The sequence below is a fragment of the Methylorubrum sp. GM97 genome (assembly GCF_024347855.1).
Taxonomy (GTDB): Bacteria; Pseudomonadota; Alphaproteobacteria; order Rhizobiales; family Beijerinckiaceae; genus Methylobacterium; species Methylobacterium extorquens.
The window spans coordinates 4110885-4135167 of the sequence record NZ_AP025942.1 but is presented as its reverse complement, the minus strand read 5'-3'; the positions used below and the strand labels follow the sequence as shown (position 1 = coordinate 4135167).

The window sequence follows — 24283 nt, the reverse complement described above, 5'->3', positions numbered from 1 at the left end:
CGAACCCATGTCCGATCCCGCCGTCAGCCACCGCCACATCGATCTCCGCGGTCTGCGCCTGCATGTCGCCGAGGCGGGGCCGGCGGATGGGGTGCCGACGATCCTGCTGCACGGCTTTCCGGAATTCTGGTTCGGCTGGCGGCATCAGATCGGGCCGCTCGCGGGCAGCGGCCTGCGTCTCCTCATCCCCGATCAGCGCGGCTACGGCCTCAGCGACCGCCCCAAAGGCATCGCCGCCTACCACCTCGACCGGCTCGCCCAGGACGTGATCGCGCTCGCCGATGCCTGCGGGCTCGCGCGGTTCAACCTCGTCGGGCACGATTGGGGCGGGCTCGTCGCGTTCTGGGTCGCGAGCTTTCACCCCGAGCGGGTCGAGCGGCTCGCCGCGCTGAACGCCTGCCATCCCGGCGTGTTCGGCCCCTATCTCCGGCGCCATCCGGGGCAGGCCCTGCGCAGCGCCTATGCCGGCTTCTTCCAGCTCCCCCTGCTGCCCGAACGGGTGCTGACGGCGCGGGAGGGCCGCCTGCTGCGGGCCCTGATGCGCCGGTCGAGCGCGCCCGGCAGCTTCACCGAGGCCGATCTCGACGTCTACGCGCGCGAATGGCTACGCCCCGGCGCGGTCACCGCGATGCTGAACTGGTATCGGGCGCTCGCCCAGCTGCCCCGCGAGCGGCACCCGCCGAAGATCGCCGCGCCGACGCTGATCCTGTGGGGGGAGCGCGATCAGGCGCTCCAGACGGGCCTTGCCGAGGCGAGTCTGGACCTATGCGAGCGGGGCCGCCTGCAGCGTTTTCCGCAGGCGACCCACTGGGTGCAACACGACGCGCCGGAGGCGGTCAACGCCGCGCTGATCGACTTTCTGGGACGGTCGTAGACAACCATAGAAGAATGCCGGGGCAGAGCCCCGGCATTCCGCCAAAGGGAGGATCCCTTTGGAGTCCCGCTGATCAGCGGCCGCTCATGCCGGCGCCGCCCTCGGCGCCGCCGCGCGAGCCGGATTGCATCCCGCCGCGCTGCTCGCTGCCGCGGTTGCCGCCGGTGTTGCCCATGCCGCCGCCCTGCTCGGAGGCATTGCGGACGCCGCCGCGCTCGTTGCCCTCGCCGCGCATGCCGACGTTGCGCGCGCCCTCGCCGCCCCGGCCCTGCTCCATCGAGCGACCGCCGCGTTCAGCCCCGCGCGCCTGATCCGAGGCACGCATCTCGTTGCGCTCGCTGTCGCGGGTCTCGCTGCTGCGGCTGCGCAGATCGGTGCGGGTCTCCGACCCACGGACCTCGTTGCGCTCGCGGAAGCCCGCATTGACCGTGCCGCCGCGCCGCTCGGTGGTCGAGACGGTGGTGGAGAGGCGACGGTACTCGGGCGAGCCGTACATGACGCGCTGGCCGCGGATCGTCACGTAGCGGCGCGTCTCGCCGACGCTGACTAGGCGGCGATATTCCGGCGAGCCGTAGATCACGCGCTGGCCGCGGATGGTGACGTAGCGGCGCGGGCCGGTGCTGCGGCGCTCGGTGACGATCAGGCGGCGATACTCGGGCGAACCGTACACGATCCGTCGGCCGCCGACGAACACGTACCGACCTTCGCGGCGATAGCCGCCATCGACGGTGGTGGAGCGCACATCGGTGCGGCTGCTGACATGAGTCCGGTCGTGGGTGCGGTCGTGCGTGCGATCCTGGAACCGGTCGCTCCGCTCGGCGCGGGCGTTGCTGCGGACCGTGTCTCTCCGCTCATCGCGCTCGGCCGTATCGCGGCCGGCGCGATCGCTCATGCCGCGCTCCAAACCGCGCTCGCCGCGCGCCATGTCACCGCGATCCGCCCCGCCCCGGCCGGCTTCGCCGCCGTCCCGGTCGTTCCGGGCGGCACTGCGCTCACCGCCCATGGCGTTTCCACCCGAGCGCGCCTCGCTGCCCTTGGCACCCATGCCGCCGCGCTCGCCGCCCGACATCCCGGCTTGCCCACCGGACTGCTCCGCACCGGCCCGCATGCCGCCGCGCTCGGACCCACCGGTCGCGGCGCTTTGAGCGTAGACCGACGTGCTCATCAGCAACGCGGCAAGACCCATCGCAATCGTCTTCATGGCGTATCCTCCGAAACTTTAGACGCTCGAAACGTCGCAAATGACAAAAGGGTTCTGCGAAAAGATGCCTGATCGGAAAAAGTCCGATGGGTCGCGTGGGGATTGATTTATGTGAACAAGCTTGGCCATTTGACGTGGATGACGTCTTGCGTGTTCTGCGGGCGTCTTCTCCGATTGGCTCTGATGCCGGGCTCGATCTGCGCATCGACGCAAGCGACGGCCTTGATCGGCCTCTTGGTGCGGCCCGCTCAAACCGCCCGCCTGGGCTTGGCCATCCACTCGCGCCCCTTGAGCATGCCGTGCCAGTGGAGGGGCGGGAGCAGGCGCTCCTTGAGCAGCCACGCGGCCCGGCTCGGCTTCGTGCCGTCGAGGAGCCAGGACGGGAAGCTGGGAAGAAGCTTGCCGCCATAGCCGAACTCGGCAAGCAGGATCTTGCCGCGCTCGACGGTGAGTGGGCACGAGCCGTAGCCGTCGTAGACGGCATCCGGCCCCTCGATGAAGCCCATGTCGCGCAGCAGGTTGTGCGCCACCACGGGCGCCTGCTTGCGTGCCGCGGCGGCGGTCTTGGCGTTCGGCGCGCTGCAAGCGTCGCCCAGCCCGTAGACGTCGGTAAAGCGCTTGTGGCGCAGACTCGCCGGGTCCACCTCGACCCAGCCGCTCGGATCCGCCAGGGGGATTCCCTGACGAAATCGGGGGCCTGCTGGGGCGGAACGACATGGATCATGTCGAACCCGGTCTCGACCGTCGATTGGGTCCCGTCCTCGGCCGTGCAGGTGAACCACGCGCGCTTGGCCGAGCCGTCGATGCGTGTGAGGTTGTGACGGAAGTGCAGCTTCGCGTCGTAGCGCCGGACGTACTCCATCAGGGGCGGCACATATTCCTTCACGCCGAACAGGCTCGGGGTCGCCGTGAAGAGGTCGATCCCGATCTCCCTCAGGCGGCCCGCGCGCCGCCAATGGTCGGCCGAGAGATACATCGCCTTCTGCGGGGCGCTCGCGCATTTGATCGGCATGGGGGGCTGGGTGAACACGGCCCGACCTCCGCCGAGGTTCCGGACCAGCTCCCAGGTATAGGGCGCGAGGTCGAAGCGGTAGTTCGAGGTGACCCCGTTCCGGCCGAGCGTTTCGACCAGCCCCTCGATGCCGCCCCAGTCGAGCTTGAGTCCGGGGGCGACGACGAGGCGGTCGTAGCCGATGGTCCGGCCGTCCTCCAGCATCACGGCCTTCCTCTGGGGCTCGAAGGCGACAGCGGCGGCCTTGATCCACGTCACGCCGTCCGGGATCAGAGACGCCATGGTCCGGGCGGTCACCGCCGGGTCGAACACGCCGGCGCCCACCAGCGTCCAGCCGGGCTGGTAGTAGTGGATGCCGGCCGGATCGATCACGGCGACCTCCAGGTCGGGCTTGCGCGCCTTCAGGCTTGAGGCCGCCGCGAGGCCGGCCGCGCCGCCGCCGACGATGAGAACCGCGAACCGTTGCTCAGTTCTCTCTTTCGCCGCGCCGGCCTGCGCCGCCATCCGGGGCGCCGCGCCTTTCAGGTCGTAGCCCGCGGCCTTCGTGGCAGCCAGGATCTCCGCCACGGCGCGGCCGCGCCGTGCCTCGGCGAACGACCATAGCGTCGCCGAGCGCGTGCCGGTGCCGCAATAGGCAAGGGTCGGCTTCGGCAGGGTGTCCGCCGCCGCCTCGAAGGCCGCGACATCCGCGTCGGTGATACGGCCCGACGTGACCGGCAGGTAGCGGGCGACGAGGCCGCCCTCCCCGGCCAGCCGCTCGATCTCACGAAAATTCGGCTGGTTGGGGGCCTCGGCGTCGGGGCGGTTGCAGAGGATCGACCGGAACCCGGCGGACGCGACCGCCGGGATGTCGTCAGGCCGGATCTGCGGTGCGACGGCCAAGTCGCGCGTGATGTGATGGACGTCCACCGACGGTTCCGTCGCTATATAAAATTGCATATTGACTTAATCACTCGGAGCATATCGAATATTGACAGAGGTACAATACCGGCACTACCTGCCTCTGTGCCGGCGAAAAGCCTGGAGCATCGATATATGATTTCACATATTGAAAGGCCCGATCCGGCGGCCGAGCGGCCGGCTTGCCCCCCGGTGATGGGCGATCCCGCTCCGGGCTTCCGCGCGCGCACGACGATGGGCGAGCGGACGCTCGAGGATTACCGCGGTCGCTGGCTGGTCCTGTTCTCTCATCCGGCGGACTTCACGCCGGTCTGCACGAGCGAATTTCTCGCCTTCTCGCGCGCCCATCCCCGGTTCCAGGCGCTGGATTGCGATCTGCTCGGTCTCTCGGTCGACAGCCTGCCGTCGCACCTCGCCTGGGCGCACAACATCGAGGAGCGCTTCGGCGTCCGCGTTCCGTTCCCGATGCTGGAGGATCCCTCCATGGCCATCGCCCGCGCCTACGGCATGCTGCCGCCGGGCGCCGTGTCGAGCGCGACCGTGAGGACCACCTTCGTCATCGATCCAGACGGGATCATCCGGGCCTCCACCACCTACCCGATGACGGTCGGGCGCAGCGTCGAGGAGATTCTGCGCCTCGTCGCCGCGCTTCAGGTCACCGACGAGGCGGACGTCGTCACGCCGGAGGCTTGGCGGCCGGGCGACCCGATCCTCGTCGCGCCGCCGCTGACGTTCCACGGAGCCGCCGCCCGTCCGGAGGGCGAGGCCGGCGACTGGTACTTTCGAACGGGAACCTTGTGACCATGACGGAGACGGACGGCCCGCGCCCCCTCGTCCGGGGCTTCTACGAGCGGCGCACGGGCAGCATCCAGTACGTGGTCTCGTGCCCGCGGACGAAGCGCTGCGCCATCGTCGATCCCGTGCTCGACTTTGACGAGAAGTCGGGGGCGACCGCGACGCGCTGCGCCGACGAGATCCTGGACTACGTGCGCGCGGCCGGGCTCTCGGTCGAATGGATCCTGGATACCCACCCGCACGCCGACCACTTCTCGGCCGCTCAATACCTCAAGGAGCGCACCGGGGCCCCGACCGCCATCGGCGAGCGGGTCGTCGAGGTTCAGAGGCTCTGGAAAGCCCTCTACGGCTTCACGGACCTGCCGACCGAAGGTTCCCAATGGGACCGGACCTTCGCGGAGGGCGACGTCTTCTCGGTCGGCGAAGTGCCGGCCCGCATCCTGTTCTCGCCCGGCCACACGCTGGCCTCCGTCACCTACGTGATCGGCGACGCCGCCTTCGTCCACGACACCCTGTTCATGCCGGATTCGGGCACCGCGCGGGCCGACTTCCCCGGCGGTAGCGCCGTCGCGCTCTGGCGCTCGATCCAGGCCATCCTCGCGCTGCCGGACGCCACGCGCCTCTTCACCGGACACGATTACCAGCCGGGCGGTCGCGAACCGCGCTGGGAAAGCACCGTCGCCGAGCAGAAAGCGGCCAACACCCACATGGTCGCGGCGCGCAGCGAGGCGGAGTTCGTGCGCATCCGAGAGGCGCGCGACGCCACTCTGCCGATGCCCAAGCTCATCCTGCACGCGTTGCAGGTCAACATCCGTGGCGGCCGGCTGCCGGAGCCCGAGGCGAACGGCAGGCGCTATCTCAAGTTTCCGCTCAACGCCCTGGAAGGGGCGGTGTGGGAATGAGCCCGGCGGCCTCATTTCCCGAGGACAAGGCCCGGGAGGTGTCCGACCTCCTGAAGGTGTTCGCCCATCCCGGACGGTTGCGCCTCCTCAGCCGCTTGTTCGAAGGCGAGTGCTCCGTGGCCGAGATGGAGCGCGAACTCGGCATCCGTCAGCCGAGCCTCTCCCAGCATTTGGGCGAGTTGCGCGAGGCCGGGCTGGTCTCGACTCGCCGCGAGCACAAGACGGTCTTCTACACGCTGACGGCACCCCGTGCGGTCGAGCTCGTCGAGATCCTGCACGCGATGTTCGGTTCGGAGGAGCCGCGCCGTCCCCGTCGCGGAAAGGTGAGCGGACGGGCCCGGAATGGCGGGGCGGCCATGTTCGCCCAGGCGGGCGCGGCGGCGACCGGCCGGAGCCAGGATCATCCGGAGCCAACCCCGCGATGAGCGTCGTGCTCGCCCTCCTGTCCGGCGGCTTCGTCGGGTTCAGCCTCGGGCTCATCGGCGGCGGCGGGTCGATCCTGGCGACGCCCCTCCTGATCTACGTGGTGGGCGTGGGGCAGCCGCATGTCGCGATCGGGACGGGTGCGCTCGCAGTGGCGGTCAGCGCCATGGCGAACTTCTCCGGCCATTGGCGGGCGGGCAACGTGCGCTGGGGCAACGCGCTCGTATTCGCGGCCTTCGGTGTCGTCGGCGCCCTCGGTGGCTCGACGCTGGGTAAGGCCTTCGACGGAGAGCGTCTGCTCTTCCTGTTTGCCCTGCTCATGATCGCCGTCGGGCTGCTGATGCTGCGGTCCGGCGAGCGCAACGGCTCCGGGCGTGCTGCGGCCGGCGCGCCGTCCGCCCCCGCCTTCACGCCGAGATTGGCCGCGGTGGCGCTGGCCGTCGGCGGGGCGTCCGGGTTCTTCGGGATCGGCGGCGGCTTCCTGATCGTGCCGGGTCTCGTGTTCGCGACGGGGATGCCGATGATCAACGCCATCGGCACCTCACTCTTCGCGGTCGGCGCCTTCGGCCTTGCGACGGCGGCGAACTATGCCCTCTCGGGCCTGATCGATTGGCCGGTCGCGGCCCAGTACATCGTCGGCGGCCTCCTCGGCGGCTGGGTCGGCATGCGCCTCGCCTGCCGTCTCGCCGGACGGAAGGGCGCGCTCGATCGGATCTTCGCGTCCCTCATCTTCACGGTCGCCGCTTACATGCTCTACCGGACAAGCGCGGCCTTGACGTAACGACCGTCAGGGCCCGGCCAGAACCGAGCAGGCCGTCGTTCGAGCGGCTCTTGTGGGAGGGGCTTGCAGCCTCACCCCTCAAAACCTTGCATCCGGTGGGCTCGGGTTCCTCGGTCCGCGCGACCCATGATCGTCGTGCGCCTGACCCTGACCCAGCAAACCGGCGCGCAGGCCCTCCAATCGGGGTGAGCCACGCCTGTGGGGCGGCGCAATCATCGAGGCCGCGCCGCTCCCGGCTGATCTCGATCAATGCGGCCACCAGCGTGATGCGCTTCCCTGTTGGGGCGTACTTTGCCGGTGCCTCCAATACAGGGGGTGTCGAGGATGTGCGCTGAGGGAGCCGTACTTCACTTCCGCCGATCGAGTTTCAGAGATGCCGGACAACTACCTTCCTAGCGCACTCGATCTCGCTCGGAGCCAATTCGCCTTTACGGTCGTCTGGCATTTCCTGTTTCCGGCTTTCACCATCGGGCTGGCCAGCTTCCTTGCCGTGCTCGAAGCCTTCTGGCTCGCCACCGGACGCGCCGTCTATCTCGATTCCTATCGGTACTGGCTCAAGATCTTCGCCATCGCGTTCGCCATGGGCGTCGTCTCGGGGCTCGTCATGAGCTACCAGTTCGGCACCAACTGGTCGGTCTTCTCCGACAAGACGGCTCCGATTCTCGGTCCTCTCCTCGGCTACGAGGTTCTGACGGCCTTCTTCCTGGAGGCGGGCTTCCTCGGGGTCATGCTGTTCGGTCTGGAGCGCGTGGGCCCGCGCCTCCATTTCCTGGCCACCTGCCTCGTCGCGGTGGGCACGCTGACCTCGGCCTTCTGGATCCTGTCGGCCAATTCCTGGATGCAGACGCCGGCGGGCTACGTGCTCGACGCCAACGGCCACTTCGCGCCCCAGGATTGGTGGGCGGTGGTCTTCAACCCGTCCTTCCCCTTCCGTTTCGCCCACACCGTCACCGCCGCCTACCTCACCACCGCGATGATCGTCGGCGCGGTGGGGGCGTGGCATCTCCTGCGCGACCGCTCGAACCCGCGCGCCCGCCTGATGTTCTCGATGGCGATGTGGATGGCGGCCATCGTCGCCCCCGTCCAACTCGTCCTGGGCGATCTGCATGGGACCAACACCTACCACCATCAGCCCGCCAAGGTCGCGGCGATGGAAGGCCATTTCGACAGTGAGCGGCGCGCGCCCTCGATCCTGTTCGGCTGGCCGGACGCGCAGGCCGAGACGACGCGTTGGGCGATCGGCATCCCGGGGCTCGCGAGCCTGTATCTCGCCCACGACCTGAACGCCGAGGTGCGCGGGCTGAAGGCCCTGCCCCGCGACACCTGGCCGACCAACCTGCCCCTGGTGTTCTGGGCCTTCCGGGTCATGGTCGGGCTCGGCTTCCTGATGATCGCCTTGGGCGTGACCTCCCTCTACCTGCGTTGGAAGGAACGGCTCTACACGTCGCGATGGCTGCACCGCTGCGCGGTCGCGATGGGCCCGTCCGGCCTCGTCGCCGTCACGGCGGGCTGGGTGGTGACGGAATCCGGGCGCCAGCCCTTCACCGTGTACGGGCTGCTGCGCACCGCCGACAGCGTCTCACCCATCGCCGCCCCCGCGGTCGCGACCTCGCTGGCCGCGTTCGCCGTGGTCTACTTCGTCGTGTTCGGGGCCGGCATCTGGTTCCTTCTGCACCTCTTCAATCAGCCCCCGCGACCGCACGAGGCGGGTCTGCCCACCGGCCAGCCGGTGCGCACCGCCGGCATTACCCCGGCCCCGGCGCTCGCTGCCGGTCCGAATGCCCAGCCCGCTGAGTGAAGGAAGCGGTTTCGATGTCTCTCGACCTCACGCTGATCTGGGCCGTCCTGATCGCCACCGCCGTGTTCCTCTATGTGGCGATGGACGGGTTCGATCTCGGCATCGGCATCCTGTTCCCGGCCATGTCCGCCAAGGCCGACCGGGACGTGATGGTGAACTCCGTCGCCCCCGTGTGGGACGGCAACGAGACCTGGCTGATCCTCGGCGGCGGCGGCCTCTTCGCGGTCTTCCCGCTGGCCTACGTGACGATCCTGCCGGCGCTCTACATGCCGCTGATCCTGATGCTGCTCGCCCTCGTCTTCCGCGGTGTCGCCTTCGAGATGCGCTTCCGCATGGTGACAGTTCGGGGTCAGCTCTGGTGGGACCGGGCCTTCTCCTGGGGCAGCTACGTCGCGGCCTTCTGCCAGGGCATCGCGCTCGGCGCCCTCGTCCAGGGCATCCGCGTCGAGGGGCGGGCCTATGCCGGCGGCTGGTGGGACTGGCTCACCCCCTTCTCCCTGCTAACCGGCGTGGCGCTGGTGGTGGGCTATGCGCTCCTGGGCGCATGCTGGCTCATCTGGAAGACGGGGGGCGAATTGCAGATCCGCGCTTACCGCCTCGCCCGCCCCCTGGGTCTGGCGACCTTGGTCCTGATCGCGATCATCTCACTCACGATGCTCGTCCTCAGCGCCCCCTTCCGCGAGCGCTGGCTCTCCTTCCCCGGCATCCTCGTTGGTGCGCCGGTGCCCGTGCTCGTCGGGCTGCTGGCGCTCCGCTTCCAGCGCTCGCTGGAGCGGCGCGAGGAGATCATGCCCTTCCTCTGCGCGCTCGGCTTCTTCCTGCTCTCTTACATCGGACTCGGCATCAGCCTTTGGCCGATGATCGTGCCGCCCGACATCTCGATCTGGGCCGCGGCCACGCATCCGAGCAGCCAAGCCTTTCTCCTCGCCGGTGCGGTGGTGCTGGTCCCGATGGTGCTCGGCTACACGACCTACGTGTACTGGCTGTTCCGCGGCAAGGTCACACCGGAATCCGGGTATCACTGATGGGTCTTCATCAGCCGACGGCGGACCCTGCCTTCAGGCCCGACGCCGCACGGGTTCGCAGCGAGACGATCACCGGCAAGCTCCGTCGCATCGGCTGGTTCGTTCTGCTCTGGACGATGAGTGTCGTCAGCCTGACGCTCATCGCCCTCCCGCTTCGATGGCTGCTGAAATCGACCTGATCGGCGCTCCGAACAGGGGCGTGGACCGGACGGCTGGTTCGGTGCGCGACCTCGCGCCTCGGACACGCCCGGTCGGGAACAGTCCTCTGCGATGAAGAATCCGCAAATCCCTGACGGTCTCGTGGAGTCATACAGGAATTGGATTGATCATCGTCAAGGTGCTGGTCTGATCGCCTCGGCTATACTGTCGGTCTTGCAGGGATTGACCATGCCTCAGTTCGATCCGTCTGCCGGCGCCGACTTGGATCGCCACGTCGCCACCGTCGCCCATCCTGACGAAGAGGCCCGGTTCAAACCCTGATCGGTAGATTGTCCAATCCACCGCCCGCCAATCGACCAATCATGATGGAGGATGCGCCATGCGAAGCGTTGCAATGCTCGTTGCTGTTCCGGTGATGATGATGGGAGTCAATATCTATACTGCGACAACGGCGATGAGCCGGCCGGGCCAGATCATGACGACGCGCGACATGAATATCGAGTGTCGCGGCAATGGATGGGTCGGACGCGGTGCGAGAGATTGCTGCAGCGGTCGCTGCCGGGTTCTGAAATCGAAGCGATGCAAATGCATCGGCAATAAGCCGTCGTTCTAGAGCGCATTCCGGCGAAGTGCTCACCGGTTCGTCGAAAGAAAGCGCGTCAAACCCCCGGAGGCGGACATGACGATGACCCGCATGTTCACGCTCCGGGTCTGGGTGGCCGCCGCAACGCTCTCCGCCGCGTGCCCGCCCGCCATTTCGACGGCGTTCGCGCAGGCCGAGCCGACGGGCCCCCCCGTCGTCGGCATCATCGCCGCGCGCAAGGAGCCGATCACCCAGACGGAGCAGTTCATCGGACGCATCGAGGCGAAGCAGCGCGTCGACATCGTCGCCCGGGTGACGGCGTTCATCGAGAAGCGGCTTTTCGTCGAGGGCACGGATGTCGAGGAAGGAGCGCTCCTCTACCTTCTCGAGCAGGGCCCGTTCCAGGCGGTCGTGGCCGCGCAGAAGGCGCAGATTGCGCAGGTCGAAGCGCAATTGGAGAACGCGCGTCTGACGACGCAGCGCGCCCGAACCCTGCTCGGCGGGCCGGCCGGGCAGCAATCGACCTACGACGCGGCCCTCGCGAACGAGCGGGCCTTGGAGGCGCAGCTCCAAGGCGCACAAGCCCAGCTCGACACGGCGCAGATCAATCTCGGCTACACGGAGATCCGCGCGCCGATTGCGGGCCAGATCGGGCGCACGTCCCTGACGATCGGCAACGTCGTCGGGCCGGGCTCCGGGGTGCTGACGACGATCATCAGCCAGGACCCGATGTTCGTGACGTTTCCGGTGCCGGTCCGTGAAGCGATCAATCTGAGAGCGCGCTATGGGCCGACGGGCGGATTCGGCGCCGTCCTGATCCGGGCACAACTCCCGGACGGCCGCTTCTACGATCACACCGGGACGCTCGATTTCGTCAACAACACCATCGCGACGAATACGGACACGATCCTGCTTCGCGGCGTGCTGCCGAACCCTCCGATCTTCGGTCAAACCCGCAGCTTGCTCACCCTTCGTGAACTCACGGATGGCGAGTTCGTGACCGTGTTCCTCGAGGGCGTCGAGCCGGTCGAGGTGGTCGCGATTCCCCGCGCTGCCGTCCTGGCCGACCAGCGGGGCAGCTACGTCTACGTGATCGGGCCGGGGAATAAGGCCGAGGAGCGTCGGATTCAGCTTGGCCAGTCGAGCACGACGCTCGCGGCGGTGACGAGCGGCCTCAAGGTCGGAGAGCAGGTCATCGCCGAAGGCTTGCAGCGGGTCCGCGCGGGCGAGACGGTTTCGCCCAAACCCGCCGACGCCATTCTGCAGAGGATGATGCGGAATTCGGCCGTGAACGCGGACCGCGCAGGGCCGGCTGCGTCCGTTTCGCCGCCGGCCGGACACGCTCCGACCGGAGCCGCCAGTGGCGCCGGTCCGAGCGCGAGCGGCAGCCCGAATAGCCGGCGCTAGCGCAGCATGGGACGCCGCCCCCCTTTCCGCCCCCCTTTCCGGCTCCCTTGCCCCGTCCCCTGTCCCGCTCCGCGGCCCCTCGTCCCGGATCGCACTTCGTTTGTCCCAGGCGGCCGAGCCCGAGGCGCGTCATGATCTCATCCATCTTCGTGGACCGCCCCCGGCTCGCGATCGTCATCGCGCTGATCATCACGATCGCCGGGGGGCTGGCGCTGCTCCGGATCCCGGTCGCGCAGTTTCCCGACATCGTGCCGCCGCAGGTCAGCGTGTCGGGAATGTATCCGGGGGCCTCTGCCGAGGTCGTCGAGGCGAGCGTCGCCCAGCCGCTCGAGGCGCAGGTCATCGGCGTCGACCGCATGATCTACATGAAGTCCACGAGTGCCAATGACGGCAGCTACAGCCTGGCGGTGAGTTTCGACCTCGGCTCCGACCCGGATATCAACACGGTCAGCGTCAATAACCGCGTCCAGTCGGCCTTGTCGCAGCTCCCGTCCGAGGTGCAGCTGCAGGGGCTCAAGGTGCAGAAGAAGTCGTCTGCGATCCTGCTGTTTGCCGTCCTCTACAGCGAGACGGGCGCGCAGGACCCGCTCTTCATCACGAACTACGCCATCATCAACGTGCTCGACGAAATTTCGCGCACGGCCGGAGTGGGCCAGGCCAACCTGTTCGCGCGGATGAACTACTCGATGCGCATCTGGTTCGACACGGATCGCCTGACGAGCCTGACTCTCGCGCCGTCGGACGTGGTGGATGCCATCCGGGCGCAAAGCGTTCAGGCGCCGGTCGGCCGCATCGGCGCGCCGCCGATCACAAACGAGCAGCAGATCCAGATGAACGTGCAGACGCAGGGTCGCTTGTCGACGCCGGCACAGTTCGGCGCGATCGTCTTGCGGACGAATTCCGACGGCTCCGTGGTGCGCATCCGCGACGTCGCCCGAGTGGAACTCAGCGCACAGAGCTTCGACAGCGAATCCCGGCTCGACGGCCGCCCCGGCGTCCCCGTCGCCATCTATCTCGTGCCCGGCGCCAACGCGGTGCGGACCGCGAGCGCCGTCAAAGCAACCCTGGAGAAGCTCTCGGCGCGCTTCCCGGCAGGCTTGCGATACGTGGTCGTGCACGATTCCACGACCTTCGTGAAGGACACCATCTCCGAGGTGCTGCGGACGCTGGCCGAGGCCTTCGTCCTCGTCGTCCTCGTCGTGTTTCTGTTCCTCGGGAATCTGCGGGCGACGGTGATCCCCGCCATCGCCGTGCCGGTGAGCCTCATCGGCACCTTCGCGGTGCTCTACGTGCTCGGCTACTCGGCCAACACCGTGTCGCTCCTGGCGATGGTGCTCGCCATCGGCATCGTGGTCGACGACGCCATCGTCGTCGTCGAGAATGTCGAGCGGGTGATGGAGGAGCATCCGGAGCTGTCGCCGGCCGAGGCGACGAAGCTCGCCATGACGCAGATCACGGCCCCCATCATCGCCATCACGCTCGTCCTCCTGTCCGTCTTCGTTCCGATCGCCTTCATCCCAGGCGTGTCGGGAACGCTGTTCCGGCAATTCGCCGTCACGATCAGCGCCGCGATGCTGATCTCGGCGATCAACGCGCTGACCCTTTCGCCCGCGCTCTGCGGGGTATTCCTGCGTCCCACGCGTGCGCGGCGGGGCATCATGGGCCGGGTGCTCAACGGAATCGACTGGGTGCGGGACCGCTATGCCGGGGGCGTCCGCCGCCTCGTCCGCGTGTCCGCGCTCTCGCTCGTGCTGGTTCTCCTGTTCGCGGGCGGCATCTTCGGCCTCTCGCGGATCACGCCCGCCGGCTTCCTCCCGGAGGAGGATCAGGGCGCCTTCTTCGTCTCGGTCCAACTGCCCGACGGCGCCTCGGTGGCCCGCACGAGCGCGGTCGCAGCGGAGGTCGAGCGGCTCCTGAAGGACATGCCCGGCGTCAATCAGGTGCTTGCGATCGTCGGCTTCTCGCTTCTGGACGGGGCGGCCGAGCCGAATTCCGCGTTCCTGGTGGCGCAGCTCAAACCCTTCGCCGATCGCCGAAGCGCGGCGGAATCCGCCGGGGCCCTGATCGGGCGCGCTTACGCGGCGGCCGCGACGATCGGGCAGGCAACGGTCCTGCCCTTCAACCTTCCGCCGATCGTTGGACTCTCGACGAGCGGCGGCTTCGAATACGTGCTCGAGGCGCGAGAGGGCCAGGACCCGGCCGCGACCGACGCGGTCGTGCGCGGGCTCGTCGCGGCGGCGAACCGCGACCCGCGGCTCGCCCGCGTCTTCTCCACCTTCACGGCGTCGAATCCCTCGATCTTCCTCGACATCGACCGCACCAAGGCACAGGTGCTCGGGCTGGCGATGAGCGACGTCTTCAGTTCGCTCCAGGCCACGCTCGGCGGGGTCTACGTCAACAATTTCAACCTCTACGGCCGCACCTGGCAGGTGAATGTGGAGGGCGAGGCGGACAACCGGGGCGACATTCGCGACATCTGGAACATCTATGTCCGCGGCGCCTCGGGCCAGATGGTGCCGGTGCGTTCGGTCGCGAGCGAGCGCATCGTGCTCGGACCGCAGGTGCTCACGCGCTACAACAACTTCCGCGCCGTGAGCGTGAACGGCAGCCCGGCGCCCGGCATCTCTTCCGGCGCCGCGATGGCCGCGATGGAGCAGATCTCGGACCGGACCCTGCCGGAGGGCTACAGCTACGAGTGGACCGGGACCGCCTATCAGGAGCAGCAGGCCTCCGGGCAGACCTGGATCGTGCTCGGCCTCGCCTTCCTGTTCGCCTACCTGTTCCTCGTTGCCCTCTACGAGAGCTGGACGATCCCCATTCCGGTCCTGCTGTCCGTCGTGGTCGGCGCCTTCGGCTCCTACCTGGCCGTCAAGCTCGCCGGCCTTTCGCTCGATCTCTACAGCGAGATCGGCCTCGTGGTGCTGATCGCGCTTGCGGCCAAGAACGGCATCCTGATCGTCGAGTTCGCGAAGGACCAGCGGGAGGCCGGCGTGCCGATCCAGGAGGCCGCGATCCGCGGCGCCGAGCAGCGGTTCCGCGCCGTGATGATGACCTCCATCGCCTTCATCCTCGGCCTTGTCCCCCTCGTGATCGCCACCGGCGCGGCCCAGATCAGCCGTCGCGACGTCGGAACGGCGGTCTTCGGCGGGATGATCGCGGCCAGTTCGATCGGCATCTTCCTCGTGCCGATGCTCTACGTCACGGTCCAGACCCTGCGCGAGCGCGTGAGCAAGGGGAAGACGGGGCAGGATCAGCCCGCCTGACCGGTGGTCCGGGCGCCCCCGAAACCGCCCCCGCGGGACTTCGGCGTGTCCCACCGAGACATCCGTTCCGGGGATGGACCGCGTGAAGTCCAGGGTTTGCCGGCGATCAGCGAGAGGAAGGGGCGATGATGAAGCCGGCAGATCAACCCGCGCCGCCCTGGCAGCAGGCACGCTTCGTCGCCGTGGCCCTGATCACCGGTGCCCTCACGGGTGTGTTCGGCGGCCTCTTCCACCTCGCCATCGACAGGATCATCGATTGGCCGACATGGCTGGCCGGCCAGACCGCCGGTTGGCGGTTGGTCGCGGCGAGCGCCGCCATCACCATGGCGGCCACGGTCTTTGCCGTGTTCATCACCCGGCGCTTCGCCCCGGAAGCGAGCGGGAGCGGGGTTCCGGAAATCGAGGGGGCCATCGCCGGCATCCGGCATGTGCGCTGGGAGCGCGTGCTGCCGGTGAAGTTCATCGCCGGCATCGCGGCGATCGGCTCGGGCCTGGTTCTTGGCCGCGAGGGGCCGACCATTCACATGGGCGGCTCGGCGGCGCTCGCGGCCTCGGAAATGTTCCGGGTGAGGGACGTCGATCGGCGGGCTCTGCTGGCGGCCGGCGCGGGGGCGGGTCTCGCCTGCGCCTTCAATGCCCCGATGGCGGCCGTGCTGTTCGTCATCGAGGAAACGCGCAAGCAGTTCCCCTACAGCTTCCGGAACTACATGGGGGTGTTCGCCGCGGCGATCACCGGAACCGCGGTGACCCAGATGATCTCGGGCGCGCGGCCGGACCTGCCGCTGTCGGCCGGGGCAGCGGCGCTGGCTTCGTTGCCGGCCTTCGCCGTGCTGGGCATCATCCTGGGTGCGGTGGGCGTGCTCTTCAATCGATGCATCCTGGCGATGCTGGACCTCGCCGCCGCATGGCAGAAGCGCGCCCCGTATGTGTGGCCTGCCCTGGTCGGATTGCTCGTGGGCGCCCTGCTGATCCTCGCGCCGCGCACCGCGACGGGCGGAGAGCAGGTGATTTCACAGATCGCCGTTCTGACCCCGAGTGCGGGCGTGCTGCTGATGCTGGCGATCACCCGGCTGTTCACGTCGGTTGTCTGTTACTCCGTCGGCACGCCGGGGGGCATTTTCGCGCCGATCCTGTCGCTTGCAACCTGCATCGGTCTGGCCTTCGGCCTGCTCGCGCAGATGGTGTTCCCCGAGGTCTTGTCCGGCCTCGGGGTGACGCCGGTCTCCTTCGGCATCGTGGCGATGGCCGCGCTCTTCAGCGCGACGGTGCACGCACCGGCCGTGGGCGTGGTCTTGGTGCTTGAACTCACGACCGCCTACGCGCTCGTCCTGCCCATGCTGACGGCCTGCCTCACGGCCAGCCTTGTGGCCCAATGGCTCGGCGGCCGTCCGATTTATGGACAGATGCTGGAGCGCGCCCTTGCCCAGGCCGGCAGGGTGCCGGTCAAGGGCTCGGATATCGGTCTGGCTGCCGATCGGGATCGTGCGACCCACTGAACCGCCTTAAGGCCTGCGAGGCGATCGCTGAAGGCTCTCAGCCGCAACGTCATACGGGTGGGGGCGGTGGTGGTGGTGGCGGAGGCGGTGGGGGCGGCAGGGGCAATACCGGCGGAGGCGGCGGAGGTGGCAGAGGCGGAGGCGGCGGAGGCGGCAAAACCAACGGCGGCGGCGGAGGGCCGGGCGGAGGCGGTGGCGGAAGGGGCTGCGCGAGCGTCACCGTGCTGGTCGCAAGTGCCGCAGTGATGATGATCCATCGCTTCATCATGAGCGAACCTCCATCGCGCTTGCCGACCTGTGCGGCTCTTCGGACAACACTGAAACGACAGAAGGAGGCTCGTTCGAACCGCGCTTCATCCTCGGCTCCTCTGGTCCCCGTGGACCCTCGCATTCGGCCCTGTCCGAGGCCTGCCGGTCCGGTTGCCCGGACAGGACAGGTCTGAGTCTCGAGCGCGCCGAAATTGGTCCCTGAAATCAGCGCTCGACCAGCTGCGGAAGGGATGAAGCTGGTCGATCGGCCGAGTGATGGACGGCCGAGTGCTGCCGAAGCACGTGTTCGGCGAGGTCATTCAATGATGCAGTCCGATCTGCATCAGAATATCTTCTTCAGCTCACCATCGATCTTCGACCATAGGGAAGCGGTCGGCGCCTTCCTGCACTCTTCAGCGACCAAGGGCGTGACCTTCTCAACCCCAGCAATATCGATCGCCACCACATCAGGCTTCTTCTGGCCCTGTTTGTAGCCTGCGGCCCATGCGACGACTTTCGGTTTGAACGTGTCTTCGAACCCGTTGAACTCCTCGCAGGTGACTTTCTCGAGGGGCTTGCTCGCCAGTTTTTCTTGATTCTTGTCGGTGCTCTTCCCGCTGGAGGTTTCGGCCTGAACGAGACCGGCGGATAAGACGACCGCAATGGCAGACAGCAGGTAAGTCTTCGAAGATCCTGTACGCATGATGAGCTCCTTTGCCTTAGCTTGATGCCATCGACCGCATCTCGTCGAACCTCAGAATGCCGAAGTTCGGCGACCTAGAGCGCTTTCCGACGAAGTGGACGCCGGTTCGGCGAGAGAAAGCGCGTTGAAACAAAGACCGAGAGACGCCGGCCTGATGCCGTCAGGTCGGATACGGCTCTAGCTGGCCAACAGATCTCAGTGCGACGGGCCGATCGCCGGTCGCGCCAACGTCAAATGATGATGACTTATGATTTGATGCAGCTTGAAGATCGGCTTGTTTGTTGATTGAGGCCCGGAAACCAAATCAGCAGGGTCAGCCGGGCCAATCACGAAGATGAGGAGGTCTGCTTATGTTAGGTATGACCGGTAGGATCATACGGTCGAAAACTGACGTTCCAACTATAGATTGAACGGCCGTCGCTCAGCGAGGTTCCGGGCGGTTGCAACTTAAAAGATACGAACCGCGCCGGATTGCATGGCAAGAGCGATCCGATCGCCGATCCGGCTTGGGCGCAGGATAGCCTCGCTCTGCCGGCAGGAGCGCCCCGTGAGCATCGGTATACTTACCCGATGACGGGTTGGGCCGGCACGGCACGCTCCCGATCGCCCGCAATGCTTTCGGCATCGAGGCGGACGCCGCCGAAGCGGGCGATCCGGGGCGGATCAGCCCTCCTTGGTCAGGGGGACGGCGATGAAGCGGGTTTGGCCCCTGGCGCTCTTCACCCGCATCAGCACCGCCTTGCGGCCGCTCGACTCGGCAGCGCGGATCTGTGCCTGCACCTCGGAGGGCTTCGAGACGCTGGTGCCTGCGACATCCAGGATCACGTCGCCCTGGGAGATGCCCCTGGCCGCGGCCGGGCCGTCGGGATCGACATCCATCACCGCCACGCCCTCGTCGCCGAGGCCGGTCTCGCTGGCAGGGGCCAGGCTCAGGCCGAGCCGGGCCTGACCGCTCGGCGCGTCGTCGCCGCGCCGCGTCACCTTACTATCGCCCGGCAACGTGCCGAGTTCGACGGTGGCCACCTCGCTTTTGCCGCCCCGCAGATAGGCGAGCTTCACCTCGGTGCCGGGCTTGAGGCCGGCGATCAGCCGCGACAGATCGCGAGCGTTGTTCACGGGCACGCCGTTGACCGATTCGATTACGTCGCCCGATTTCAGGCCGGCCTTGGCCGCCGGCGTGCCGCTCTCGGCGTCATTGACGAGCGCGCCCTTGGCCTTGTCGAGGCCGAGCCCCTCGGCGATGTCCTTCGTCACCGGCTGGACCTGCACGCCGAGATAACCGCGCACCACCTTGCCGTCGGTGCGGAGCTGATCGACCACCGTCTGCACCGTCTCGGCGGGGATCGCGAAGCCGAGGCCGACCGAGCCGCCGGACGGCGAGGCGATCGCCGTGTTCACGCCCACGACCTCACCGTTGACGTTGAAGGTCGGGCCGCCGGAATTGCCCTTGTTGATCGGCGCGTCGATCTGAAGGAAGTCGTCGTAGGGGCCGGCGCCGATGTCACGACCGCGGGCGGAGACGATGCCCACCGTCACCGTACCGCCGAGGCCGAACGGGTTGCCGATGGCCAAGACCCAGTCGCCGACGCGCGGGGCGCCCTTGCCGAACTGGACGTAGGGGTAGCTGCCGCTCTCGGTGATCTTCAGGAGGGCGATGTCGGTCTTGGAGTCCTTGCCGATCACTTTGGCGTCGAGGGTGCGGCCGTCGTCGAGCGTGACCTGCACGGTCTTGGCCTTGTCGACGACGTGGTTGTTGGTCACCACGTAGCCGTCCGCCGAGATGATGAAGCCGGAGCCGACCCCGCCCCGCGGCCGCATGCCACGACCGCCCGGCCCACCCTGGCCGAAGCGCTTGAAGAACTCGCGCAGTTGCGGCGGCACCTGCTGCATGTTCGGGCCGCCCGCGCTGTCGTCGTCATCGTCGGCGCTGTCGTCGAGCTTCACCTTCACGGCGACGACACCCGGCTTCACCTTGTCGACGACGTTGGCGAACGAGCCTGGCGGCTGATCGGGCGCCTCGATCGGGGTCTTCGGCAGGGCCTGGGCGTAAGCCGGGGTCATGGGCCCGGCCAAGCCGAACCCGGCCGCGCCGCCCGCGACGAGGGCGGCTGCGGCGACGGAGGCGATGGGGCGGCGGCAGACAGTCAGGGGCATGGAAGTCTCCGAACATCAATCACAGGAGCCTGCCGCCCGACCGCGCCGGAACGCGGCCGGACGCCGGACTATGAGACAATGAACGAAAGTGTAGGTTGTGCCCTCCGATCATTTGATCAAACAAGTCGCAGCTCGACCCCATGCGGCGTCGTCTATTCGCCGTCAGAAGATTTGAGACGAATTGGCTCCCCTCACGAGAGGAATGACTTGAATTCTACCCGCTGGCCCGCTTTCCATGCGGGTGACCCTGGCCCGGCACGCTGGCCCGCAGGCTGTACATCAGCGCGGACCACGCCTGGGCGGATCCCATCGCGACCGCGCGGCGCCGAGCCTCTCAGCCCGTGAGAGCCTGCAAACTGGTGTTGATCTCGCCGACACCGTGTGCGGCCGTCTGCATGCTGGACGAGATCTCCTGGGTGATGGCGTTTTGCTCATCGACGGCCGAGGCGATGCCGGTCACCGTCTCCCGTACCGATCCGATCGCCTGCACGATCGAGAGCAGGGCACCCACCGCGTCTTCCGCGATTCCCTGCATCCCATGGATGTCCTGTGCAATCCGCGTCGTCGCCTGGGTCACTTGGTTCGACAGGTTCTTCACCTCGCCGGCCACCACAGCAAAACCGCGTCCGGCCTCTCCCGCCCGCGCCGCCTCGATCGTCGCATTGAGGGCCAGAAGATTGATCTGCTGACCAACGCCCTGGATGAGTTGGACGACGCCGTTCATCGCCGCGGCGGCGTCCTTCAGCTTCGCTGTGGAGCGGTCTGCCACGACGGTCTGATCGTGGATGGCGTCCACTTCGGAGCGCGAGCGGGCCAGGCTCTGGGCGATGTCACCGATCGAAGCACTCAGCTCCTCCGCAGCCGAGGCAACGGTCTGCACGTTCATCAGCGTCTGGCTTGAGGCGCCGGTCGCCGCGTGCTGGGCCGCCGTTTTGGCCGTGATGTCGGTGGCGTACTTCACGACCTTGAACGGCTTGCCGTCCGCATCGAAGATCGGGTTATAGCTCGCCTGGATCCAGACCGCCCGCCCGCCCCTGCCGAGGCGCTTGAACACGCCTGCCCGGTACTCACCCCGCCGCAAGGCCTCCCACAGCTGCAGGTACTCCGCTGACTGGACCTGAGACGGCTCGACAAAGGTCCGATGGTGCTGGCCGCGGACCTCGTCCAGCCGATAGCCGACAACGCTCAGGAAGTTCTCGTTGGCGTCGAGGATGGTGCCATCCATGTCGAAATGGATGACGCCCTGTGACCGGTTGATGGCCGCGATCTGCCCTGCCACGTCGGCCCGGTGCAGCTTGTCCTGAGTGATGTCGGTCGCGAACTTCACGACCTTGTACGGGTTGCCCTGGCTGTCGCGAACCGGATTGTAGATGGCCTGCAGCCAAATCTCCCGTCCATCCTTGCCGATGCGCTTGTACTCGGCGCGCTGGAACTCGCCGCGCGCCAGAGCCGCCCAGAACGCGCGATAGGCTTGGCTTTCACGTTCTGCCGGAGCGACAAACAGGCTGTGGTGCCGGCCCTGCACCTCTTCCAGCTTGTAGCCGACAGCGTCGAGGAAGCCGGTATTGGCCATGAGGATGGTGCCATCCAGGGCAAACTCGATTGTGGCGCGCGAGCAGCTGATGGCCTCAAGGACCGCCGCGTGATCGGCGCTGCTCTGCTGCTGTGCCGTGACATCGACCGCGAGGAGAACGATTTTGCTCACCCGACCGGTACGGTCGAGCACCGGGCAGTAGCTGACCTGCAGCCAGATCGCGTTGCGCTGCTTGGTGAGATGCCGAGAGCACGCGGTCCGGGACTCGCCTCGGGTCACCGCCGCCCAGAGTTCCTGCTGCTCCGCGCGGGTCGCCTCGTACGGGTCCCGGACGACATCCAGTGTGTGGCCCTGCAATTCGTCGAAGCTATACCCAAGCCAGTCGAGATAGCACGCATTGGCACTCAAGACGGTGCCAGCCGGCGTGAGCTCCACCATGCCATGCGCACGACCGAAAGCGTGCAACACGGCATGATCGCCGCGAAAGAACAGCGACATGCATCCATCCCAGAGGCGGCATTGTTCGATTGAACCGCGCCCCTTTGGAGGACGGGAGCGCCGCACTGCCGCCAGGCGGTCTGCCGTTGGACAAGATGGGCAATCAGGTCCTAAAAACTCGTTAAACGACCTATTGATCTTTGTTGTTACTGATTTTTCTCACAAGTTGTACGCCGGGATCGGCCGCATCATGCCCGAGAAATACAATCCCTTCGCCTTCCAGAGCCTCCTTGATTTTTACTGTCGTGGACGGGCTACTTGGGCGGCTTTGCTCATCCGCCTCCATTCGTTTGATGGTATTCGGTGAGAGGCCAGTTTTCAGGCTCAGCTCGTCGATGGACCAGCCGAGCATCGCCCTGGCCGCACGAACCTGCAGGCCTGTGATCAGGGATGGCGTTTCGGTACGCGGCCTACCCTGTGCGAAATGTGGGAAGACCCCGTTTTGCCCGGATGCAAGGGTTCTCAACCAGATTTCATCTGTAACCACCTGCGCCAATCGGGCTAACAACTGGCTGTCTTCTTCGTTGAAGGCGCGCAATTTCCTGTCGATGAGGCAGAGCGAGCCGATCCTTGTCCCCGGTGCGACGATGAGGGGCGCACCCGCATAGAAGCGGATGAAGGGCTCCCCGGTCACGAGCGGATTCAGGGCGAAATCGGCATGGGCGCGCGCATCGGGAACCACGAACACGCTGTCGTGCAGGATCGTATAGTTGCAGAAGGCCTGTTCCCGCGGCGTGCCCGAGACGTGCAGGCCGCACTTGGCCTTGAACCATTGTCGGTCCTCATCGAGCAGGGAAATCAGCGCGATCGGGACATCGAAGAGGGTCTGGGCCAGCTGAGTGATGCGGTCGAAGGCTGGATCCGGTGGTGTGTCGAGCAGCTGCAAGCGATGCAAGGCGGCAAGCCGCCGGCTTTCGCTCTGGCCCGGCGGCATGGGCCATGTCAGTGCTGTTCTGGTCATCGCTTGCACAGCCGATCCGCTCTAGAGACGCCGACCCCATTGCATCAGGCCGGCGTCTCTCGGTCTTTGTTTCACTGCGCTTTCTTTCGCCGAACCGGCGTCCACTTCGTCGGAAAGCGCTCTGACAGGCGGCTTTGAATCAAGGCCGCGACGTACAACGGAGAATGGGTCTGATCGGCGCGGGAACGATATCCCACGCCGACGAAGAGCGGACCGTTGTAGGTTGAGCGTCTTGGCTCAGTGACGCCTGGGGCTGCATGGCAGCGATGCGGAGCGGTCAACGCCAAGATCGATTGCGCAAAATGCAAGGATCGTCTTGTCATGCCCGCCGCGTCTTCGAGCCGTATCGCTCAAGATTGGGCGTTCGAGCCTACAATCGTCGTGGCCGCTTTATCGCGTGAGCCCATCTCCGGCGTCGCTCACGTCGTGGCGTTCGCTTCGGCGGGCGTCATCGCCACAAGGACGATCAAGCCGATCAAGATCATAATCGGCAGCGTGATACAGCCGAAGGCCAGATGGGCGATCCCGAAGGCGCCGCACAGAGCGCCCGCGGCGAAGGTCACGATGGCCGGCAACACCCGCAGCAGCCGCGCGCGCGTCTGAGCCGGGTTCCCCGACGTTCTCAGGGCAAGATCCATGGCATCGATGACCGCTTGACTGACGCTCACCGTCATCACCGTGGTCGGAGCGAGATGGCCGAGGGAGAGGCGACCGATCGCGTTCTGCACGCCCATGGCCGCGACAGCGAGCATGCCGACGATCAGCGCCGGGGCACCGTCCGGCGCATCGAGTGGCGCCCATAGCGACCCGCACAAGCCGAAACCCGCGAGGAGAACGGCCTCAACGGCGAGCAGCCAAGGCAGCGGATCGGCATCCCGCCGCTGCAGGAGCAGCGCAAGGACACGGGCCCCCGCCACGGCCGCCATGAAAACGGGCAGAGCCAGAAGCTTCGCCAGCACGCCGGTCGAGCTCGCGACCAATTCAGCACCGATCAGGACGAAATTTCCGGTGACATGGGCCGTGAACAGGCCTGTCAGCGCGATGAAAGCCGCGGCATCGACGAAGCCGGCGACGAAGGCAAGGGCGGTTCCAGCGGATGTGCCGCCATCCGTGATCTGCGGCTTCACGAGACTTTCCCTGGTTTGTAGGCAGCGGAGGCGGCACCCTGCGCTCAAGCCGCATCCGACCTGATTTGCATCAGGCCGGCGCCTCACGGCCTTTGTTTCAACGCGCTTTCTTTTGCCGAACCGGCGGCCGCTTCGTCGGAAAGCGCTCTAGTCGTCGAGTGGCGTTTCCGTCATGGCCGCCGGAATCTGTGGGCTGGCGTAGTAGTCCGGCCAAGTCTTGCAAAGGAGCATGACCACAATGACCAGCACGACGGTCGCAAGAAGGAAGGCGAGCGCTTCCGTGACCTGATGCGCCCATCGGCCGGATGCCGGGATTGCGACGAAGCCGCCGAGGAAGATCATGGCGATGGCAACGGGAGCGGTCACTGAGCGGCTCGGCGATGGTGCTGCGAATCGGGTTCGGCCTGGACCCTAAGCCCACCGGGCTCCCGAGCGGTA

19 protein-coding genes and 1 pseudogene are annotated in these 24283 nt (G+C 67.1%); 12 read left to right on the top strand and 8 right to left on the bottom strand.

The genetic code is table 11. The features are described from left to right. Positions 1-7 precede the first annotated feature (7 nt). Positions 8-874, top strand: a complete 867-nt coding sequence (locus MSPGM_RS19340) for an alpha/beta fold hydrolase (protein WP_003607592.1) — start codon at positions 8-10, stop codon at positions 872-874. A 73-nt stretch (positions 875-947) separates the two neighbouring features. On the opposite strand, the gene MSPGM_RS19335 is transcribed toward MSPGM_RS19340, so the two are convergent. Together MSPGM_RS19335 and MSPGM_RS19330 are read right to left on the bottom strand one after the other, a co-directional pair. Next, complete coding sequence (locus MSPGM_RS19335) at positions 948-2075, bottom strand: hypothetical protein (protein WP_015857302.1); 1128 nt, start codon at positions 2073-2075, stop codon at positions 948-950. A gap of 248 nt (positions 2076-2323) precedes the next feature. Next, positions 2324-3996 (bottom strand): annotated as a pseudogene (locus MSPGM_RS19330) (TIGR01244 family sulfur transferase). A gap of 126 nt (positions 3997-4122) precedes the next feature. Here MSPGM_RS19330 and MSPGM_RS19325 point away from each other — a divergent pair. The 11 genes from MSPGM_RS19325 (at position 4123) to MSPGM_RS19275 (ending at position 16865) form a co-directional block, all read left to right on the top strand. Then, positions 4123-4788: a peroxiredoxin gene (locus MSPGM_RS19325; RefSeq protein WP_004447546.1), complete on the top strand. Its 666-nt coding sequence runs from the start codon at positions 4123-4125 to the stop codon at positions 4786-4788. 2 nt (positions 4789-4790) lie between these two features. Then, on the top strand, positions 4791-5684 hold the full coding sequence (locus MSPGM_RS19320; protein WP_004447543.1) for an MBL fold metallo-hydrolase: 894 nt from the start codon (positions 4791-4793) through the stop codon (positions 5682-5684). 38 nt (positions 5685-5722) lie between these two features. After that, complete coding sequence (locus MSPGM_RS19315) at positions 5723-6109, top strand: ArsR/SmtB family transcription factor (RefSeq protein WP_244426808.1); 387 nt, start codon at positions 5723-5725, stop codon at positions 6107-6109. Next, positions 6106-6888 (top strand): sulfite exporter TauE/SafE family protein, encoded by a 783-nt coding sequence (locus MSPGM_RS19310; protein WP_004447540.1) that lies wholly within the window; start codon positions 6106-6108, stop codon positions 6886-6888. Before MSPGM_RS19315 ends, MSPGM_RS19310 begins: the two co-directional genes overlap by 4 nt. Before the next feature lie 373 nt (positions 6889-7261). After that, positions 7262-8686, top strand: a complete 1425-nt coding sequence (locus tag MSPGM_RS19305) for a cytochrome ubiquinol oxidase subunit I (RefSeq protein WP_015857298.1) — start codon at positions 7262-7264, stop codon at positions 8684-8686. 14 nt (positions 8687-8700) lie between these two features. After that, the gene (gene cydB / locus MSPGM_RS19300) at positions 8701-9711 is read left to right on the top strand and encodes a cytochrome d ubiquinol oxidase subunit II (protein ID WP_003598514.1); all 1011 of its coding nucleotides are present in this window, start codon (positions 8701-8703) and stop codon (positions 9709-9711) included. Further along, positions 9711-9890: a DUF2474 family protein gene (locus MSPGM_RS19295; protein ID WP_003598512.1), complete on the top strand. Its 180-nt coding sequence runs from the start codon at positions 9711-9713 to the stop codon at positions 9888-9890. Before cydB ends, MSPGM_RS19295 begins: the two co-directional genes overlap by 1 nt. Positions 9891-10549: 659 nt before the next feature. Beyond that, entirely contained in the window at positions 10550-11860 is a 1311-nt protein-coding gene (locus MSPGM_RS19290) for an efflux RND transporter periplasmic adaptor subunit (RefSeq protein WP_003598509.1), read from the top strand. A gap of 131 nt (positions 11861-11991) precedes the next feature. Continuing rightward, positions 11992-15123: an efflux RND transporter permease subunit gene (locus MSPGM_RS19285; RefSeq protein ID WP_015857296.1), complete on the top strand. Its 3132-nt coding sequence runs from the start codon at positions 11992-11994 to the stop codon at positions 15121-15123. A gap of 128 nt (positions 15124-15251) precedes the next feature. Beyond that, the gene (gene clcA, locus MSPGM_RS19280; protein ID WP_190273108.1) at positions 15252-16619 is read left to right on the top strand and encodes a H(+)/Cl(-) exchange transporter ClcA; all 1368 of its coding nucleotides are present in this window, start codon (positions 15252-15254) and stop codon (positions 16617-16619) included. 57 nt (positions 16620-16676) lie between these two features. After that, complete coding sequence (locus tag MSPGM_RS19275; RefSeq protein WP_015857295.1) at positions 16677-16865, top strand: hypothetical protein; 189 nt, start codon at positions 16677-16679, stop codon at positions 16863-16865. 346 nt (positions 16866-17211) lie between these two features. On the opposite strand, the gene MSPGM_RS19270 is transcribed toward MSPGM_RS19275, so the two are convergent. The 6 genes from MSPGM_RS19270 to MSPGM_RS19245 form a co-directional block, all read right to left on the bottom strand. Next, complete coding sequence (locus MSPGM_RS19270) at positions 17212-17571, bottom strand: acid-activated periplasmic chaperone HdeA (RefSeq protein WP_003598505.1); 360 nt, start codon at positions 17569-17571, stop codon at positions 17212-17214. Between the two features lie 663 nt (positions 17572-18234). Further along, positions 18235-19725, bottom strand: a complete 1491-nt coding sequence (locus MSPGM_RS19265) for a Do family serine endopeptidase (protein ID WP_003598503.1) — start codon at positions 19723-19725, stop codon at positions 18235-18237. A gap of 334 nt (positions 19726-20059) precedes the next feature. Continuing rightward, a complete protein-coding gene (locus MSPGM_RS19260) occupies positions 20060-21757 on the bottom strand; it encodes a PAS domain-containing methyl-accepting chemotaxis protein (protein ID WP_003598501.1) in 1698 nt (565 codons plus the stop codon). A 130-nt stretch (positions 21758-21887) separates the two neighbouring features. Further along, positions 21888-22691, bottom strand: coding sequence for a GAF domain-containing protein (locus MSPGM_RS19255; protein ID WP_003598500.1), 804 nt, complete (start codon positions 22689-22691; stop codon positions 21888-21890). A 446-nt stretch (positions 22692-23137) separates the two neighbouring features. Continuing rightward, a complete protein-coding gene (locus tag MSPGM_RS19250; protein ID WP_012255020.1) occupies positions 23138-23845 on the bottom strand; it encodes a YoaK family protein in 708 nt (235 codons plus the stop codon). Between the two features lie 147 nt (positions 23846-23992). Next, a complete protein-coding gene (locus MSPGM_RS19245; RefSeq protein WP_003598496.1) occupies positions 23993-24211 on the bottom strand; it encodes a hypothetical protein in 219 nt (72 codons plus the stop codon). Positions 24212-24283 lie beyond the last annotated feature (72 nt).

What these genes read in the sequence shown, in the direction of transcription:
- MSPGM_RS19260 (WP_003598501.1), bottom strand. Translation starts at nt 21,757, where the DNA reads ATGTCGCTGTTCTTTCGCGGCGATCATGCCGTGTTGCACGCTTTCGGT.
- MSPGM_RS19290 (WP_003598509.1), top strand. Translation starts at nt 10,550, where the DNA reads ATGACGATGACCCGCATGTTCACGCTCCGGGTCTGGGTGGCCGCCGCA.
- MSPGM_RS19295 (WP_003598512.1), top strand. Translation starts at nt 9,711, where the DNA reads ATGGGTCTTCATCAGCCGACGGCGGACCCTGCCTTCAGGCCCGACGCC.
- clcA (WP_190273108.1), top strand. Translation starts at nt 15,252, where the DNA reads ATGAAGCCGGCAGATCAACCCGCGCCGCCCTGGCAGCAGGCACGCTTC.
- MSPGM_RS19285 (WP_015857296.1), top strand. Translation starts at nt 11,992, where the DNA reads ATGATCTCATCCATCTTCGTGGACCGCCCCCGGCTCGCGATCGTCATC.
- MSPGM_RS19305 (WP_015857298.1), top strand. Translation starts at nt 7,262, where the DNA reads ATGCCGGACAACTACCTTCCTAGCGCACTCGATCTCGCTCGGAGCCAA.
- MSPGM_RS19255 (WP_003598500.1), bottom strand. Translation starts at nt 22,691, where the DNA reads ATGCCGCCGGGCCAGAGCGAAAGCCGGCGGCTTGCCGCCTTGCATCGC.
- MSPGM_RS19340 (WP_003607592.1), top strand. Translation starts at nt 8, where the DNA reads ATGTCCGATCCCGCCGTCAGCCACCGCCACATCGATCTCCGCGGTCTG.
- MSPGM_RS19270 (WP_003598505.1), bottom strand. Translation starts at nt 17,571, where the DNA reads ATGCGTACAGGATCTTCGAAGACTTACCTGCTGTCTGCCATTGCGGTC.
- MSPGM_RS19320 (WP_004447543.1), top strand. Translation starts at nt 4,791, where the DNA reads ATGACGGAGACGGACGGCCCGCGCCCCCTCGTCCGGGGCTTCTACGAG.
- MSPGM_RS19310 (WP_004447540.1), top strand. Translation starts at nt 6,106, where the DNA reads ATGAGCGTCGTGCTCGCCCTCCTGTCCGGCGGCTTCGTCGGGTTCAGC.
- MSPGM_RS19325 (WP_004447546.1), top strand. Translation starts at nt 4,123, where the DNA reads ATGATTTCACATATTGAAAGGCCCGATCCGGCGGCCGAGCGGCCGGCT.
- MSPGM_RS19335 (WP_015857302.1), bottom strand. Translation starts at nt 2,075, where the DNA reads ATGAAGACGATTGCGATGGGTCTTGCCGCGTTGCTGATGAGCACGTCG.
- cydB (WP_003598514.1), top strand. Translation starts at nt 8,701, where the DNA reads ATGTCTCTCGACCTCACGCTGATCTGGGCCGTCCTGATCGCCACCGCC.
- MSPGM_RS19265 (WP_003598503.1), bottom strand. Translation starts at nt 19,725, where the DNA reads ATGCCCCTGACTGTCTGCCGCCGCCCCATCGCCTCCGTCGCCGCAGCC.